This is a genomic window from Bifidobacterium sp. WCA-178-WT-4B (assembly GCF_009696495.1).
In the GTDB taxonomy this organism is placed as follows: domain Bacteria; phylum Actinomycetota; class Actinomycetes; order Actinomycetales; family Bifidobacteriaceae; genus Bifidobacterium; species Bifidobacterium infantis.
Genome location: NZ_VULV01000003.1, coordinates 176,466 through 193,068, shown reverse-complemented (window position 1 = coordinate 193,068; position 16,603 = coordinate 176,466). Strand labels below are relative to the sequence as shown.

Genomic DNA, 16,603 nt, shown 5'->3' with positions numbered 1-16,603 from the left:
CCGTGGACTTGTCCCGGCCGATCCTCTCCGCGGTCCGACGGATGCTCAGATGCTGTTCGCAATGCAGCTTCTCGATCAGGATCCTCTCCTCGGACGACAGGTGCGAATACTGTTGACCCATGAGTGCAACACCTTCTTAAGTTAGAAACTTCGAACACTTCCAACCCTAGACAAGGTGTTGCACTTCTATTTAGAACCCGGGGGCGACACGCGCTTGTCGCGGGTTGTGCTATGGTGTGGGACATGCAGATTATCTCATGTTGCTGTCGCTAACCGACGCCCCTGGGCGAGCGGTCAGTGACGCATAACTTGAGATAGAGCATTCGAATCGCGGCAAATCTGCCGCATGAATTTTCATGGAATTGATGGCACGAGCGTAACCGTGTAACGCGCGAGCCGTGGTTAACATGAAAAACCGGTTCACTTTTCGGCTTCACCGTACAGTGAGTGGGAATACTCGATTTCAAACCAAAGCCACAGTCCATTCGTCTGGGAACGTCGGTTCACAAACGCAACGCAGCAAAACACCACAACCCCAGCAACGAAGGACTTCACATGACCATCCACAACAGCCTCGCAGAACTCATCGGCAACACCCCACTCGTCAAACTCAACCACATCCCGCAGGTGGCCGGCATCGGCACCGGCGGCACCATCTCCGGCACCGGCAAGTACCTCAAGGAAGCCTCCAACGGCGCGGTCAAGGTCATCGGCTCCGACCCGGAAGGCTCCATCTACTCCGCTTCCTCACACGATGAAGTCCACCAGTACGACATCGAGGGCGTGGGGGAGGACTTCTACCCCAAGGCCTTCAACCGGAACATCACCGACGACATCGTGCGCGTATCCGACGCCGAAGCCTTTGAAATGACCCGCCGTCTGGCCGGCGAGGAGGCGCTGCTGGTCGGCGGCTCGTCCGGCATGGCCGTGGCCAGCGCCATCAAGTACGCGCTCGCCAATGATTTGGACGAGAACCAGATCATGGTGGTGCTCGCCCCTGATTCCGGCCGCAGCTATCTGGAGAAGATCTTCAATGACGACTGGATGCGCGCCAACGGCTACGGCGATATTGTGGAGCGCACCAGCAAACCCTCCCTCGCCGAGCAGTACCTTGACGGAGCTCCCTCTGATGAGGGAGCTGGGGACGAACTCCATAACTAGCTATCAAAAGAATCAATACCAATATCCACACTGGCCAACCGCACCTGTTTTACCTTCGAATACGGAACAATCCCGAAAGGAACCCGATATCATGTCCGCTGAATACAACGCCAAGTTCGCCAACACCGACATCGCCACCCGCGCCATCCACGCCGGCCAGGAGCCCGACCCGACCACCGGTGCGGTCGTCACGCCGATCTTCGCCACCTCCACTTTCAAGCAGGATGGCGTGTTGGGCCTCAGGGGAGGCCACGACTACTCCCGCTCCATCAACCCCACTCGCACCAGCTTCGACGAGCAGCTCGCCGCCGTGGAAGGCGGCAAGTACGCGCTGAGCTTCTCCTCGGGCTTGGCCGCCATCGACGTGCTGCTGCGCTCCACCATCAAGCCCGGCGACAACATCCTGCTCGGCAACGATGTGTACGGCGGCACCTATCGCCTGCTCTCCAAGGTGTTCGTGCCGTGGGATGTGGGCCTCGACGTGGTGGACATCACCGATCTGAAAGCCGTGGAAACCGCATTGGCCTCCAAGCACTACCAGTATGTGTGGGTCGAGACCCCGTCCAACCCGCTGCTCAACATCACCGACATCGCGGCCACCGCCGGAGTTGCCCACAAGTACGGCACCAAGGTCGCGGTCGACAACACCTTCGCCTCGCCCGCCCTTCAGCACCCGCTGGCCGATGGCGCCGATGTGGTGGTCTACTCCACCACCAAGTACATCGGCGGCCACTCCGACGTGGTCGGCGGTGCCGTGGTGGTCAACGACGAGGAGACCCGCGAGAAGGTCGCCTTCCTGCAGAACGCCGCCGGCGCAGTGCCCTCCCCGTTCGACTCCTGGCTGGACATCCGCGGCCTGAAGACCCTGGATCTGCGCGTCAAGCGCCACAGTGCCAACGCCCTGAAGGTGGCCGAATGGCTCGAATCCCAGCCCTCTGATGTGATTGAGCGCGTCTGGTACCCGGGCCTCGAGTCCCACCCTGCTCATGAAATCGCCGCCCGCCAGATGCACGGCGGCTTCGGCGGCATCGTCTCCGTGCAGCTCGCGGGCGGCGCCGAGGCGGCCAAGCACTTCGTGGACCACACGCAGATCTTCACACTGGCCGAATCGCTCGGCGGTGTGGAAAGCCTCATCGAGGTGCCCGCCGCCATGACCCACGCCTCCGTGGCCGGCACCACCCTGCAGGTGCCCGCCAACCTGGTGCGTATCTCGGTCGGTATCGAGAACGCCGACGACCTTATCGCCGATCTCAAGCAGGCGTTGGATCGTATCTGACCGTACTGACGGTACTGGTGGCACCGTATTGACGGTGCCACCACGCTTATCGGCGGACTCGCTATCGATTGGTACCTACAAAAATCCCCGGCCCACAAGGGTCGGGGATTTTTCGTTATCGATTAAACATGGATTGAATCAGCTGGCGTCGCCGCCCTGCCATCCAGTGGCATCCGCACCAGCCGGGCGCAACGCCTGACCGGAAGTCGGTGTGGTGCCATCAACGACCACACGAGTGCCGATGGTGGCAAAGTCGTACATCCACTTGGCGTCGGCCACCTGCATGTTGATGCAGCCGTGCGAGCCTGGGATACCCTGCTGCACATAGATGGGGTGCTCGCCCCACATGTATGCAGGAACACCGTGCAGGGCCTCGCCGCCGTTATAGTAGGAAATCCACGGCGTGCCCGGCTGGTTGTAGCCTTCGCCAACCATGGTCTGCGATTCGTACTTGAGATACACGTAGAACGTGCCGGTATCGGACAGCATGGAACCATCGGCGGTGGGCTTGCCAGAAGCGATGTTGAACTTCCTGACCACCGTGGTGCCCTGATATGCAGTGGCAGTCTGGTTCGTCAGATCAACATGAACCCACTTATCGCCATTTGCCGTATCGAAGTTATGAGGCACCTCGACCTGCTTGACATCATATGGGCTGTCTTTCACAGCCACAGTGGAATCAGTGGACTGGTTCTGCTCGATGGCGGTAGCCAGACGTTCGGGGGCGTCCCCGGCACCAGTCACTTCAATACCATCCACGCCGAGTGTCTTATCGGCACCAATTTCCACGCCGCCTTCGTCTTTCGGCGTGATGTAGACCTCGCGTGTCACCTTGGGAACAGTCAGTTCCTTGGTTACGCTGTCACTGGTGACGTACTTGGTGATGGCATCGCGGTCGACTACCAGACTCATGGTGCCATCCGCCTTATTCACCGTGGGCTTGAGGAATGAGGCAATGGCATCGGCCGGGATGGTGACGCTCTTGTTCACGCCGTTGTCCACGGTCAGTTTGAGGCCAAGCTTGGCATTGGCGTCAAACTGTGTTTGCTGTGCGCTCGCCTCATCAATCGGATTCTTTGCAGTCTGTATCTTGACCGGCACCGTCGCATTTTCGCCCGGGGTCGCGACGGCCTCCTTGACTGCAGCATTGACAACATTGATATCCGGGCCCTTGCCATCCTGACCCGCGGTGTAATCGAACTGCTTGGTGCTCTTGTTGTAGACAACGGTGGCAATCTGCGCTCGGTCGGTCTCGTCGACCAGGCCGGCGGTGACGAATTGTTCGGCAGTCTCTTTGTCCGTGGTGGCGGTCAGAGCGATATGCGGCTGATCGAAAATATTGAGCTTGGCCACGTCGCCGGTCTTCGCGTTCAACAGCGCATCTACGGTTTTATCCGTGTCGACGGTGACACCAAGGTCCTTCAGCGAGGCTTTGACGCTGTTGCCTTCGGCGGTGAACGTCACCGTGGTGTTATTCTGCTGCTGCTTCACAGTATTCGCAAGTTCTTCGCGGGTCTGGCCCATGACAGAGACATTGCCCAAATGAACACCGGGCGCAGCCTTGTCTTGGAAGTACCAACGTCCGACGAAGAAATAGGCTATTAATGCGGCAAGCAACACTGCAAATATGGTTATGATGGCGATCCGTGCGGCCTTGCCATGTGATTTAGCGGTGGTGGATGCCATGACATGTTCACCCACATAGGCTGTATTGCCGGCATGGTTATTGGTGCCATTGTCGCTTTGCTGTGGTGTGGCGGTACCTGTGGCCGCGGCTGCGAACAGCCCATCGGCGGCCACAGGCTGCAGCACCGCCGTCTCCTGATCGTCAGGAGAGGAGAAGGAAAATGTATCGTTGGCCATAAAATGCCCCGTCTTAGTTCTCTCAAAGCGGCATATCGTGCGATATGCCGGGAATAGCGTTCCTCGACGCATAATAATACGGAAGGGCTACGTACATCGTTACGAGGTATTCCGTTATACGATGAAATCCATCCGCGGTCGGCCTACACTGGTCGTTTATGACAGCACATCAGGCGGCGCTGGAGGCGCTCACACGGTACTTCGGCTATGACTCGTTTAGGCCCGGACAGCAAGGAATTGTCGAGGCTTTGCTTGCCGGACGCGATGTCTTGGGCGTGATGCCCACCGGCGCAGGCAAGTCCGTGTGCTACCAGATTCCCGCCGCGCTCAGCCCGGGTGCGACTTTGGTCATATCTCCCTTGATTTCCCTGATGCGCGACCAGGTCGATGCGCTGAACGACCTCGGTCTGCCGGCCGCGTTCATCAACACCACTCAAACTCCCGACGAGCAGGCGATGGTGTTCGCCCAAGCCGCCGCCGGACAGATCAAACTGCTGTACGTGGCACCGGAACGCTTGGAAACCGGGCGATTCCGCGACTTTGCCGCCCGTACGCCGATCTCGCTGATCGCCGTGGACGAAGCCCACTGCGTCTCCCAGTGGGGTCAGGACTTCCGCTCGTCGTACTTAGGTATCGGCGATTTCATCGCCGGTCTGCCGCAGCGTCCACCGGTGGGTGCGTTCACCGCCACCGCCACCGAACGGGTGCGCCGGGACATCGTGGAACTGCTGGGATTGCGGAATCCGGCCGTCACCGTTACCGGATTCGACCGGCCGAACCTGTATTTTGATGTGGTCAAACTGGAGACCAAATACAAGGCCGCATGGGTGGCGCGGTATGTGGCCGACCATCCGGACGAATCCGGCATCGTCTACTGCGCCACCCGCAAGACCACCGAAGCGCTCGCCGACACGCTGAACCAGATGGGGCATCCGGCTGTCGCCTACCATGGCGGCATGTCGCCGGACGCGCGTGAGGCGGCCCAGCGCGACTTCATCACCGACAAGGTGCCGGTGGTCGTGGCCACCAACGCTTTCGGCATGGGCATCGATAAGTCCAACGTGCGTTACGTCATCCACCACAATCTGCCCGAATCCATTGAGGCCTACTATCAGGAGGCCGGCCGCGCGGGCCGTGACGGCGAGCCCAGCCGATGCACGCTGCTGTGGAATGAGTCAGACATCGTCACCCGGCGTCGGTTGCTGGATAACGATTATGAGAACGAGCGATTGACGCCCGAAGAGCAGGAAATCGTTCGCCAGTCCAAGCGCCGGCTGCTGGACGGTATGGTCGGCTACTGCCGCACCACCGACTGCCTGCACCGGTATATGACCCGGTATTTCGGTCAGGAATTGTCGTCGAATGCTGGTTCCACGGCAGGTGAAGACATTGCGGCGGACTCTTCGCAGTCCGGCAGATGCGGTGCCTGCTCGAACTGCGAAAGCACGTTCGAGACCATCGACGTGACCCGCGTGGCGCAGGCGATCAGCCGTTGCGTGCATGACGTGGGGCAGCGCGTCGGTTCCGGCAAGATCGTCAAGATCCTGCGCGGTTCGCGGGCACAGGATCTGGCATGGCTGAACCCGGAGCGGATGCCCACCTTCGGCATGCTCAAGGACGTGAACGAGGCTCGCGTTCGCGACGTGTTGAGCCAGATGGCCACGGACGGGTACCTGTCAATCGCCGAAGGGCGTATGCCAATCGTCATGTTCGGTGCGCGGGCGGCCGAAACCGCCGCTCCCGACTTCCACTATGAGATCAAACGGGTGGAACGCAAGTCGGCGGCGGCCGGTTTCGGTCGGAGCGGGGGAGTGGCTGATACTGCCGATTCCGCCAATGTTCCCGGCGATGCGCTGGGCTCGTATATCCCGGACGATGACGAGGAATCGCTGTTCCAGAAGCTACGCGAACTGCGACGCACCATCGCCCAGGAAATCGGCAAGCCGCCGTACATCGTGTTCTCCGACAAGACCTTGCGCGACATGGCCCGCATCAAGCCGGTTACCAACGCGCAATTTATGGCGGTCAACGGCGTCGGTCAACACAAGCTCGACCTCTACGGGCAGCGCTTCATGCAAACCATCGCCTCGTTCAATGCCGGGAGTGCGTCATAACAATCTCCTATAGCGAACCGCGGAGTATCTGCGGGCGTTCTTGGGCTGGCGCTACTACGATGACTGTTCGATACTTCATGACCGAACAGTCAGCAAGTAGAAAGGCAACAGCATGGCAGAGGACAAGGCCGAAAAGCCCGTCGTCGAATCATTCCAGCTTGATCACACCAAGGTCAAGGCACCGTACGTGCGTTACATCGACACCGAAACGGGCCCTCACGGCGACGTGATCTCCAATTACGATCTGCGCCTGACCCAGCCGAACAAGCAGGCCATCCCCACCGGCGGCCTGCACACCATCGAACACACCATCGCCGTGCTGCTGCGCGAACGTATCCCGGGCTACATCGACTGCTCGCCGTTCGGCTGCCGCACCGGTTTCCACCTGCTGACCTGGGGCACCCACTCCACCGAGGATGTGGCCAAGGCGTTGAAGGAATCGTTGGAGTTCATCGCATACAAGGCCACGTGGGATGACGTGCCCGCCACCACTGAGAAGAGCTGCGGCAACTATCGCGACCACAGCCTGTTCGCCGCCAAGGAATGGGCCAAGCAGGTCCTTGAGGAAGGCATCAGTTCCGACCCGTTCGAACGCAAGGTCGTCTGATTCGTCTGATTCGATTCAATTCTGATTCGGCTCCCGCTGGCGGGAGCTGGGGGCAAAGCCGACTGAGGGTGGCTGTCCTCAACTCGGCTGGACTGTCCGGCTCCTGCGGACGGAAGCCATTGTTTATTAGTGTCCGTCATGCAACGCGGAGGTGATTTCTTGTGCCTACGACATGGTAGGTTGGCCGTCAGTTAGTCGCCGGTCACCGTGCCGGCACCCCGGCATGTCGGAGAGGTGAGAAGTGACTCAGTCGAACGCTGCAAACAAGGCGACAGGCCGCCGTTTCCGCCACGCCACCATGCGCGATCTGCCGCAGATGCAAAAAATCTACGCACGCGCACGCGCGTTGATGGCCGCCAACGGCAACCCCACCCAGTGGGGCAACGAATTTCCGCGTGAATCGGTGATTGAGGACGACATCGCCAACCAGCGTACGATGCTGCTGGTCGACACCTGCAATGGCCACGAACGCATTCTGGCCCAGTTCGCCCTGTGCCCGGGCAAGGATCCGACCTACGCCAAAATCGAAGGCGCCTGGCTGGATAACGACACCTATGTGACCATCCACCGCATCGCCGCATCCGGTCTGGTGCGCCACGCGGCCCGCGACTGCATCAGGTGGGCCCTGAAGCACTACGGCAACGTGCGCGCCGACACCCACCCCAATAACAAGGCCATGCAGCACGTGCTCGAAAGCTCCGGCTTCGCCCGTTGCGGCCTGATCCAGCTGCTCGACCGGCCGGTCGACACCACCAGAATCGCCTATCAGCGCCACGAGTGGTGAGTGTGGCTGTCGCCAGCGTGTTCGGTTCCGCGGTGGAGCTGGTCAGGTAAGGTCCACGTCGTCGCGCACGTACAGTCCGTCGGCCGCCCGTTCAAACTCGTGCATATCGCAAAAACCGTACGCTGAAAGTAACTCAGCGTACGGTTTTTCACGAAAGCAGCCATCGACTATCGGTCAGCCGATAGACCTCAGTCCTCAGTCGCAGCGACCTTGGTGTCAGCCCCGGCCTTCTGCTCAAGGCCGAGCTTGGAGCGCTTGCGGCTGTAGCCGAAGTACACGATCAGGCCCAGACCGAACCAGATGGCGAAACGCACCCAGGTCTCCCAGTTGAGACCGGCGATGAGCACGAAGCAGAATACGATGGACAGGATCGGGGTGACCGGCACGCCCGGCGCGCGGAAGCCGCGGGGCGCATTCGGCTGGGTCTTGCGCATCCATAGAATACCGGCCGACACGATGATGAACGCGGACAGCGTACCGATGTTCACCAGCTCGAACAGCACGTTGATGTTGATGAAGCCGCCGGCGAACGCGGTCAGCAGACCGAAGAACCAGGTGCCCTTGAACGGGGTGCGGTACTTCTCGTGCACGTGGCCGAAGAACTTCGGGAACAGGCCGTCACGGCTCATGGCGTAGCAGATACGGGACTGGCCGTACAGCTGTACGAGCATCACCGTGGTCATGCCGATGAGGGCGCCCAGGTTCACGATCACCGCGAGCCAGTTCATGCCGGTCTCCAGGATCACGCCGGCCACTGGGGCGTCGATGTACTTGGCGAACTCCTTGTAGGGCACCACGCCGGTCATGATCAGGGTCATGATGATGTACAGGACGGTGGAGACGGCCAGCGACAGCAGGATGCCGCGCGGCAGTGTCTTGTTTGGGTTGATGGTCTCCTCGGCGGAAGAGGACACGGCGTCGAATCCGATGAAGCTGAAGAACACGATCGACGCGGCCGGCACGATGCCGTACGGCTGGGTGGAGCCGGGCTGGAAGGTGTAGACGCCATACGGGGAGAACGGCTGCCAGTTGGACGGCTTCACATACCACACGGCGCATGCGATGAACAGCACGATGATGGCGAGCTTGATGAGCACCATCACGTCGTTGGTGCGCTTGGTCTGGTTGATGCCGATGGACAGCACCCACGTGATGATCAGCACGATGACGAAGCCGGGCAGGTTGAAGTAGGTGGTGACGTCCGGGTTGGTGCCGTAGGCGGCGGTCAGTTCGACCGGCAGATGCAGGCCGAAGCCTTCCAGCAGCTTGTTGAAGTATCCGGACCAGCCGGCGGACACGGTGGCCGCCTGCAGGGCGTATTCCAAGATCAGATCCCAGCCGATCACGAAGGCGACGAGTTCGCCGAACGCCAGATAGGCGTAGGAGTAGGCCGAGCCGGAGACCGGAGCCATGGCGGCGAACTCGGCGTAGCATAGTCCGGCGAAACCGCAGCAGATGGCGGCCAGCAGGAACGATACGGACAGGGCCGGTCCCGCGGTCAGCGCGCCCTTGCCGGTGAGCACGAAGATGCCGGTGCCGATGATCGCGCCGATGCCGAGCATCGTCAGGTCGAATGTGCGCATCGTGCGTTTGAGGGGAGTGGATTCGGCGACAAGCTGATCCACGCTTTTCTTACGAAACAGATCCATGTTCTTCTCTCATGAAATCTAGGATTATGGGGCTGAACCGGACGGATTTCCGGGATCCCGGCACGCCTCAACGCCGGGAATCATAGGCGGTCCTGTGTTGAAAACCGCACATTGGACATCAGTGTACGACTGCCCGGCGAAAACGGTGCCTGCCGTTCCGCACGCCGGGACGGCGTCATGCGGTCGAAACGACCGCACGTCATATTCCCGCGCAACAATAGATATCCATGAACATGAACGCAGCACCGGAAATCGCATTCTCCTCCGAGCGGGGCAAAGCCAATTACGAGGCCGCCCGCCGGCAATACCCCGCGCAGGCCATCGTGAACCTCAAAACCATGCGCGACAACATGGCCCATCTGGTCTCCGTGGTGGGTGGCCCCGCATCGGGCACGGCGGTGATGGGCGTGGTTAAGGCCGACGCATACGGCCACGGCCTGCTGCCCACCGCCCTGGCCGCGCTCGCCGGCGGGGCCACATGGCTCGGCACCGCGCAATCGCATGAGGCGCTCCTGTTGCGCAGGCTTGGCATCGGCCCCGACCGGTGCCATATCCTGACCTGGGTATACAACGGCGCTGCGGCGCCGTTCGATGATTTGATCGCCGCCGACATCGACGTGTCGGTCGGCTCCCTGTCCGGCATCGAGGCGTTGGCCGCCGCCGCGCGCAGGCTCGGCAAGCCCGCCCGCGTGCATGTGAAGGTCGATTCCGGTTTTGGCCGCAACGGGTTCACTCCGGCCGGATTCGACGCCGCGCTCGCCGCGCTCGTGCCCCTCGCCAAGGAGGGTGTGCTGCGCATCGTGGGCCAGTGGAGCCACCTCGCCGTGGCCGATTCGCCCGATGTGCCCGAATTCGTCGCCTCCACCGACCAGCAGATCGCAACGTTCAAGGACTTCACCAGGCGCATGGAGCTGGCCGGCATCCCGCCCGAGATCCGACATCTGGCCAATACGGCGGCGACACTGGACCGACCCGAGATCCATTTCGAACTCACCCGCCCCGGCATCGGCCTGTACGGCTACGAACCCGACCCCGCGATGGGCACCCCGCGCGACTGGCATCTGACCCCGGCCATGCGCCTGCAGGCGCAGCTCGGCACGGTCAAGGACGTGGAGGCGGGTCACGGCATCTCCTATGGCCGTACCTATCTGACCCCGGACAACACGTCCACCGCCATAGTGCCGCTGGGGTACGCCGACGGCATCCACCGCTCCGCCTCGGGATTCGACATGGAAGGGGCCAAGCATGTGGAGAAGCCGGGAGGCCCGGTGCGCATCATGACCGCCGAAGGCCCGAGACTGTACCGTGTGTGCGGTCGCGTGTGCATGGACCAGTTCATCGTGGATCTGCATGGGTCCGCCGCCGAACTCGGCGTCCATGAGGGCGACACGGTCGAACTGTTCGGCGCGGGGCGCGGCGAGGATTACGTTGAGCCTACCGCCGACGATTGGGCCCGCGCCGCCGACACCATCAGCTACGAGATCTTCACCTGCCTGCGCAACCGCATCCCGCGCCTGTACGAGCATGCTGCCGAAGTGCTGCCCGCCGCCGACCTCGCCAAACTCGACCCGGCCACGCTGCTATAAGGTGCATTACCGCCATACGGTGGCACCCCGTAATCCCTTCTTCCCGAATATGTACCACTGACATGTGCTGAGCGTCACATATTCGGGAAATCGGCCCCAATCTCCCGAATATGTGCCGTTGAGTTGACGTCAGTGGCACATATTCGGGAAGTCGGGATTACTGCGGCCGATATGTGTGCCTATGCTTGGCATATGGAAACAACGTTGGATGGGGAACAGGTGATGAGCGATGAGGGCTACAGCGCCTTCGACGAGGAGCGATGGGCACCCGAGCCGCCCAAATCCAAGTCGCGCACGGCTTTCGAACGCGATCGCGCGCGACTGATTCATTCGTCCGCTTTGCGGCGTTTGGGCGCGAAAAGCCAGATTCTGATTGCCGGTACCGACGATTTCGCCCGCACCCGACTGACGCATACGCTGGAAGTCGCCCAGATCGGTCGCCAAATCGGCGCATTGCTCGGCTGCGATCCGGACGTGGTCGACTGCGCCTGTCTGGCCCACGACCTTGGTCACCCGCCGTTCGGGCACAACGGGGAGCGTGCGCTCGCCGACATCGCCAGCAATATCGGCGGCTTCGAGGGCAACGCACAGACCATGCGTATCCTGACCCGGCTCGAACCCAAGATCTTTCACCCGGACGGGCGTTCGGCCGGCGTGAACCTGACCCGTGCGGCCTTGGATGCGGCCGTCAAATACCCGTGGACCTTGGCCGAAGCCGACCAACACCCCAAGGGGGAGCGGTCGAAGAAGTTCTGCGTCTACCCGGATGATGAGCCGGTGTTCCGCTGGCTCAAAATCGGCGCTCCCCAGGCCACCAAGCCCATGGAATGCCAGATCATGGACCTTTCGGATGATGTCGCCTACTCCGTGCATGATGTCGAGGATTCCATCGCCACCGGCGCGTTCGATCCGATTGTGCTCGCCGATCCGAAGATGCTGGACCACATCATCGAGCAGACGCGCGCATGGTATGGGGCGAAGTGGGATGCCGACAAGCTGCTGGCCGCGTTCATGCGATTGCGCCGAGAGCATTTGTTCCCCGCGCATTTCAATGGTTCGCGCGAATCGTTGGCACAGCTCAAGAACATTACGTCCGATTTGATCGGCCGCTTCTGCTGGTCGGTGGAAACCGCCACGCGCGACACGTATGGGCCCGGGCCGTTGACCCGGTATTCCTCGAACATCGTGATTCCCGAGGACACGAATTACGAGATCGTGGCGTTGAAGGGCATCGCCGTGTACTTCGTCATGGCGCCTCGCGAGCGCGAGCCATTCCATCAGGAGGAGCTCAAGATCGTATCGGATTTGGTCGATGTGCTTATGGCCGATTCGCCGCTCCCCTCCGACGCTTTGGAAAGCCAGTTCCTGGCCGATTGGAATGAATCCACCAACGACGACGAGCGCCTGCGCGTCGCCATCGATCAGGTCGCAAGCCTGACCGACAACTCCGCCCTGGCCCTGCACTCCATCTTGTGCTGAGGCTGTGTCAGGCGGGTGCGATACTCCGCCCTGCGGGTTCACCTCTTGGAAGGGGCCGCGCTGAGTCTGAGGGGAGTCGAACCCAGAAGAACTGGTGTCCAACGGTAAAAATTTACTGTGTCTCAGGTGAGGCGGTACTCTAGAGACTTATGGTCGGAATGATTAAGAAAGAAGATGTCGAGAAGGTGCGCGCCGCCGCGGACCTGTATGACATTGTATCTGCGACCGTAACGCTTAAGCCCTCCGGCACCGGCACCTTCGTGGGCCTGTGCCCGTTCCACGACGAGAAAACCGGCAGCTTCAACGTGCGTCCCTCGCTCGGCGTGTGGCACTGCTTCGGCTGTGGCTTGGGTGGCGACGTATTCAAATACGTCGAACAATCCGAAAACATCGACTTCCGCGAAGCCGTGGAACTGCTCGCCGACAAGTACCATATCGAGCTGCACTACGAGAACAGCGGCAACGGCCCGAGCCGCGAGAACACCGGCTCCAAGCGCACGCGACTGCTGGAAGCCTGCGAGGAAGCCCAGCGCTTCTTCGTCTCCCAGATCCTGACCAAGGAAGCGCTGCCCGCCCGCAAGCTGCTTGGCGGCCGCAACTTCTCCCAAGCTGATTGCGAACGTTTCGGTTGCGGCTACGCGCCCCAAGGTTGGGATAATCTTGTGCGTCACTTGGCCTCCAAGGGCTTCACGCAGAAGGAAATCCTCGACGCGGGCTTGGCCCGTCAAGGCCAGCGCGGCATCTATGACTATTTCCGTGGCCGCGTGACGTGGCCCGTCCGCGATTCGACCGGCCGCACGCTCGGCTTCGGTGCGCGCAAATTATACGAAGACGACCAGATCGCCGCCAAATACATCAACACGCCGGACACGCAGCTCTACCGCAAAACCCAGGTGCTTTACGGCATCGATTTGGCGAAATCCGCCATCGTCAAGAAGCGGCAGGTCGTGATCGTCGAAGGCTATACGGACGTGATGGCCATGCACTTGGCCGGCATCGACACCGCCATCGCCACGTGCGGCACGGCGTTCGGCGCCGAGCACGCCAAGATCGTGCGCCGCCTGATCGCCGACGATTCGCTGGGCGCGGTCCAGCTGGTCGGGCCGCTGAAGGTCAAGGACCAGCCATTGAGCTCGCGCATCGTGTTCACGTTCGACGGAGACGCCGCCGGCCAGAAGGCCGCGCTGCACGCCTTCGGCCTTGATTCGGCCTTCCTCTCCCAAACCTTCGTGGCCGTGGCCGACGACAATCTTGACCCGTGCGACCTGCGCATCGAACGGGGCAACGAGGCGGTGCGCTCGCTGATCGCCCGCGCCAAACCGTTGTATGATTTCGTGATCGACGCCGCCATCAGCCGGTTCGACCTGACCTACACGCCCGGCCAAGTGGGTGCGATGAAAGCCGTGGCCCCGCTGGTGGCGCAGATTCGCGACCGCTCCCTGTGGGACGCTTACGCGCGCAAGTCCGCGGGCCGTATCGGCGTGGACCTTGAGGTGATGCGCCGTGAGGTGATGAACGCCCGACGGCGGATGCACGTGCGCGATGAGGATGCCTATGCGCCCAAACGTCGATTCGAGCGTGACGAGCCGCGTGTGGAACCCGGTGCCGATCCATACGCCAATCCGGCCGCACGCAGGGCCTTGGAGCGCCGTGACGCCGCCGAGCAGGCATATTACCGGATCGATGACGCCGTGTTCATCGCCGAACAACAGTTCATGGCCGTGCTGATTCAGGTGCCGCGCGCCATCGACCGCGCCATGTTCGGGCAGCTGACCATCGAGCATTTCATGACTTCGGTGTTCCGCACCCTGTTCCAGGCGATCGCGGCCGCCGGCGGACTGCCGTCCGACGATACCCCGCAGGGTCTGTGGATGCACAACCTCACCAAGGCAGGCGGGCCGATGCTCAATCAGGTGATCAACGAGCTGGCCGTCATGCCGTTGCCACTGCCTGGCGACGACGGTGGTAATGGCGCACAACCTCCGCAGTCGAACGTGCCTGGGGGAGTCGGCGGTGGTGCGGCCGCCGTGCAGCTACGCCCTGCCACGCCGGAAGAGCAGCGCTATGCCACCGAACTGCTCACCCGGCTACTGGACATGGGCTTCATGCGCCAGATCGGCTTGGCCAAACGCCGCATGGCCCAGCTGCCCGACGGCGAAGAGAAGATAACCCTCCTCGGCCAGATCACCCGCATGGAAACCGCCCGTAAAGACCTCCAAGCCCAAATCTACGGCAACACCGTCGGCTAATACCTCCCACTGATTGCGCGCATCTTCGAATACGTGCCGGATGCATAAGGCCATACAACCGGTTGCCGGATTGGATGGGTGCAGAAGTTGCGGATTGGCCCCATCCAAATTGGACTGGTCTGGGTGGGGCCAATCCGATTCGTTCAATAATGAAGCACGATACCAAGCAGCGTCGAAACGAAGGGAAACTCATGACGCAGAATCGTGCGGAACTCAACCGTAATCTGGCCCAGATGCTCAAGGGTGGCGTGATCATGGACGTCACCACGCCCGAACAGGCGAAAATCGCGCAGGACGCCGGTGCGTGTGCGGTGATGGCGCTGGAGCGCATCCCCGCTGACATTCGCGCCGCCGGTGGCGTCTCCCGCATGAGCGACCCGGCCATGATCAAGGGCATTCAGGAAGCTGTCTCGATTCCGGTCATGGCCAAGGTGCGCATCGGCCACATCGCCGAAGCCCGCATTCTGCAGGCCATCGAAATCGACTACATCGACGAATCCGAAGTGCTTTCCCCGGCCGACGACGTGTACCACATCGACAAGAACCAGTTCGACGTGCCGTTCGTGTGCGGCGCGAAGAACCTGGGCGAGGCGCTGCGCCGCATCGCCGAGGGTGCTGCCATGATTCGCACCAAGGGCGAGCCCGGCACCGGCGACGTGATTCAGGCCGTGCGTCATATGCGCACCATGAACAAGCAGATCCGCGAACTCGTCGGCCTGCGCGACGACGAGGTCTACGAGGCCGCCAAGCAGCTGGCCGTGCCCTACGATCTGGCCAAGTACGTGCACGACAACGGCCGTCTGCCCGTCGTGAACTTCGCCGCCGGCGGCGTGGCCACCCCGGCTGACGCCGCCCTGATGATGGAGCTCGGCGCCGAGGGCGTATTCGTGGGCTCCGGCATCTTCAAGTCCGGCGACCCGGCCAAGCGCGCCGCCGCCATCGTCAAGGCCACCGCCAACTGGCAGGACGCCGATCTGCTCGCCAAGCTGTCCGAAAACCTCGGCGAAGCCATGGTCGGCATCAACGAGGACGAGATTCAGACCATCATGGCCGCTCGCGGCGAGTGAGTGCATTACCTTGGCTCCCCTCTTTGAGGGGAGCCAAGAAAGGGTGACGCTCCCGCCAGCGGGAGTCAAGGCCCAAGGAGACAACATGGTTGTAGCTGTTGAATATATTTCCAAAGAAGAGTCCGCGGACGTCGAAAACGTCAAGCACGGCGTGACCGGCATCCTGGCCGTACAAGGCGCATTCGCCGAACATGCGGCGGTGCTGGACAAGCTCGGTGCGCCGTGGAAACTGCTGCGCGCGGCCGAGGATTTCGATGAATCCATCGACCGCGTGATTCTGCCTGGCGGCGAATCCACTACACAGGGCAAGCTCCTGCATTCGACCGGACTGTTCGAGCCGATCGCCGTCCACATCAAGGCAGGAAAACCGGTATTCGGCACTTGCGCCGGCATGATTCTGCTGGCTAAAAAGCTCGACAATGACGACAATGTCTACTTTGGCGCACTCGACGCCGTCGTACGCCGCAACGCCTATGGTCGTCAGCTCGGTAGTTTCCAGGCCACCGCCGATTTTGGTGCAGCGGATGATCCGCAGCGTATCACGGACTTCCCACTGGTATTCATCCGCGGACCGTACGTGGTGTCGGTCGGCCCTGAGGCCACGGTCGAAACCGAAGTCGATGGCCACGTGGTGGGCTTGCGTCAAGGCAATATCCTGGCCACCGCCTTCCACCCGGAACTCACGGACGATACCCGCATCCACGAGCTCTTCCTGTCGCTGTAGTCGATTCGGCTGCCGCTAGACTGGTATCCGACTGACGAATCAAG

12 protein-coding genes and 1 pseudogene are annotated in these 16,603 nt (G+C 61.5%); 10 read left to right on the top strand and 3 right to left on the bottom strand.

What is annotated here, in order from left to right:
- On the bottom strand, window positions 1-121 hold a 121-nt coding region (locus FYJ31_RS04150), incomplete at its 3' end, for a helix-turn-helix domain-containing protein (protein WP_154535965.1).
- A gap of 506 nt (window positions 122-627) precedes the next feature.
- Here FYJ31_RS04150 and FYJ31_RS04145 point away from each other — a divergent pair.
- Both FYJ31_RS04145 and FYJ31_RS04140 read left to right on the top strand, forming a co-directional pair.
- A pseudogene (locus tag FYJ31_RS04145) lies at window positions 628-1,161 on the top strand (pyridoxal-phosphate dependent enzyme); the annotation flags it as partial.
- A 91-nt stretch (window positions 1,162-1,252) separates the two neighbouring features.
- Window positions 1,253-2,437, top strand: coding sequence for a cystathionine gamma-synthase (locus FYJ31_RS04140; RefSeq protein ID WP_154536053.1), 1,185 nt, complete (start codon window positions 1,253-1,255; stop codon window positions 2,435-2,437).
- Window positions 2,438-2,575: 138 nt separating this feature from the next.
- Here FYJ31_RS04140 and FYJ31_RS04135 read toward each other — a convergent pair whose 3' ends face one another.
- Window positions 2,576-4,300 carry a L,D-transpeptidase gene (locus tag FYJ31_RS04135; RefSeq protein WP_154536052.1) on the bottom strand — a complete coding sequence of 575 codons (1,725 nt, stop codon included), beginning with the start codon at window positions 4,298-4,300 and terminating at the stop codon, window positions 2,576-2,578.
- A 158-nt stretch (window positions 4,301-4,458) separates the two neighbouring features.
- Between FYJ31_RS04135 and recQ the strand changes: the two genes are divergently transcribed.
- The 3 genes from recQ (at window position 4,459) to FYJ31_RS04120 (ending at window position 7,805) form a co-directional block, all read left to right on the top strand.
- Window positions 4,459-6,414 carry a DNA helicase RecQ gene (gene recQ / locus FYJ31_RS04130; RefSeq protein ID WP_154536051.1) on the top strand — a complete coding sequence of 652 codons (1,956 nt, stop codon included), beginning with the start codon at window positions 4,459-4,461 and terminating at the stop codon, window positions 6,412-6,414.
- Between the two features lie 112 nt (window positions 6,415-6,526).
- Window positions 6,527-7,021, top strand: coding sequence for an S-ribosylhomocysteine lyase (locus tag FYJ31_RS04125; RefSeq protein WP_154536050.1), 495 nt, complete (start codon window positions 6,527-6,529; stop codon window positions 7,019-7,021).
- A gap of 241 nt (window positions 7,022-7,262) precedes the next feature.
- Window positions 7,263-7,805 (top strand): histone acetyltransferase, encoded by a 543-nt coding sequence (locus tag FYJ31_RS04120; RefSeq protein ID WP_012578272.1) that lies wholly within the window; start codon window positions 7,263-7,265, stop codon window positions 7,803-7,805.
- Window positions 7,806-7,993: 188 nt separating this feature from the next.
- On the opposite strand, the gene FYJ31_RS04115 is transcribed toward FYJ31_RS04120, so the two are convergent.
- Complete coding sequence (locus tag FYJ31_RS04115; protein ID WP_154536049.1) at window positions 7,994-9,454, bottom strand: APC family permease; 1,461 nt, start codon at window positions 9,452-9,454, stop codon at window positions 7,994-7,996.
- Window positions 9,455-9,681: 227 nt separating this feature from the next.
- Here FYJ31_RS04115 and alr point away from each other — a divergent pair, with 227 nt between their 5' ends.
- The 5 genes from alr (at window position 9,682) to pdxT (ending at window position 16,559) form a co-directional block, all read left to right on the top strand.
- Window positions 9,682-11,040 carry an alanine racemase gene (alr, locus tag FYJ31_RS04110; protein WP_154536048.1) on the top strand — a complete coding sequence of 453 codons (1,359 nt, stop codon included), beginning with the start codon at window positions 9,682-9,684 and terminating at the stop codon, window positions 11,038-11,040.
- A gap of 192 nt (window positions 11,041-11,232) precedes the next feature.
- The gene (locus FYJ31_RS04105; protein ID WP_032744478.1) at window positions 11,233-12,519 is read left to right on the top strand and encodes a deoxyguanosinetriphosphate triphosphohydrolase; all 1,287 of its coding nucleotides are present in this window, start codon (window positions 11,233-11,235) and stop codon (window positions 12,517-12,519) included.
- A gap of 149 nt (window positions 12,520-12,668) precedes the next feature.
- The gene (gene dnaG, locus FYJ31_RS04100) at window positions 12,669-14,768 is read left to right on the top strand and encodes a DNA primase (RefSeq protein ID WP_154536047.1); all 2,100 of its coding nucleotides are present in this window, start codon (window positions 12,669-12,671) and stop codon (window positions 14,766-14,768) included.
- 191 nt (window positions 14,769-14,959) lie between these two features.
- Complete coding sequence (pdxS, locus tag FYJ31_RS04095; protein WP_007053677.1) at window positions 14,960-15,835, top strand: pyridoxal 5'-phosphate synthase lyase subunit PdxS; 876 nt, start codon at window positions 14,960-14,962, stop codon at window positions 15,833-15,835.
- 85 nt (window positions 15,836-15,920) lie between these two features.
- Window positions 15,921-16,559 (top strand): pyridoxal 5'-phosphate synthase glutaminase subunit PdxT, encoded by a 639-nt coding sequence (gene pdxT, locus FYJ31_RS04090; protein WP_154536046.1) that lies wholly within the window; start codon window positions 15,921-15,923, stop codon window positions 16,557-16,559.
- The last annotated feature ends 44 nt before the right edge of the window (window positions 16,560-16,603 follow it).

What these genes read in the sequence shown, in the direction of transcription:
- FYJ31_RS04140 (WP_154536053.1), top strand. Translation starts at nt 1,253, where the DNA reads ATGTCCGCTGAATACAACGCCAAGTTCGCCAACACCGACATCGCCACC.
- FYJ31_RS04135 (WP_154536052.1), bottom strand. Translation starts at nt 4,300, where the DNA reads ATGGCCAACGATACATTTTCCTTCTCCTCTCCTGACGATCAGGAGACG.
- recQ (WP_154536051.1), top strand. Translation starts at nt 4,459, where the DNA reads ATGACAGCACATCAGGCGGCGCTGGAGGCGCTCACACGGTACTTCGGC.
- FYJ31_RS04125 (WP_154536050.1), top strand. Translation starts at nt 6,527, where the DNA reads ATGGCAGAGGACAAGGCCGAAAAGCCCGTCGTCGAATCATTCCAGCTT.
- FYJ31_RS04115 (WP_154536049.1), bottom strand. Translation starts at nt 9,454, where the DNA reads ATGGATCTGTTTCGTAAGAAAAGCGTGGATCAGCTTGTCGCCGAATCC.
- alr (WP_154536048.1), top strand. Translation starts at nt 9,682, where the DNA reads ATGAACATGAACGCAGCACCGGAAATCGCATTCTCCTCCGAGCGGGGC.
- FYJ31_RS04105 (WP_032744478.1), top strand. Translation starts at nt 11,233, where the DNA reads ATGGAAACAACGTTGGATGGGGAACAGGTGATGAGCGATGAGGGCTAC.
- dnaG (WP_154536047.1), top strand. Translation starts at nt 12,669, where the DNA reads ATGGTCGGAATGATTAAGAAAGAAGATGTCGAGAAGGTGCGCGCCGCC.
- pdxS (WP_007053677.1), top strand. Translation starts at nt 14,960, where the DNA reads ATGACGCAGAATCGTGCGGAACTCAACCGTAATCTGGCCCAGATGCTC.
- pdxT (WP_154536046.1), top strand. Translation starts at nt 15,921, where the DNA reads ATGGTTGTAGCTGTTGAATATATTTCCAAAGAAGAGTCCGCGGACGTC.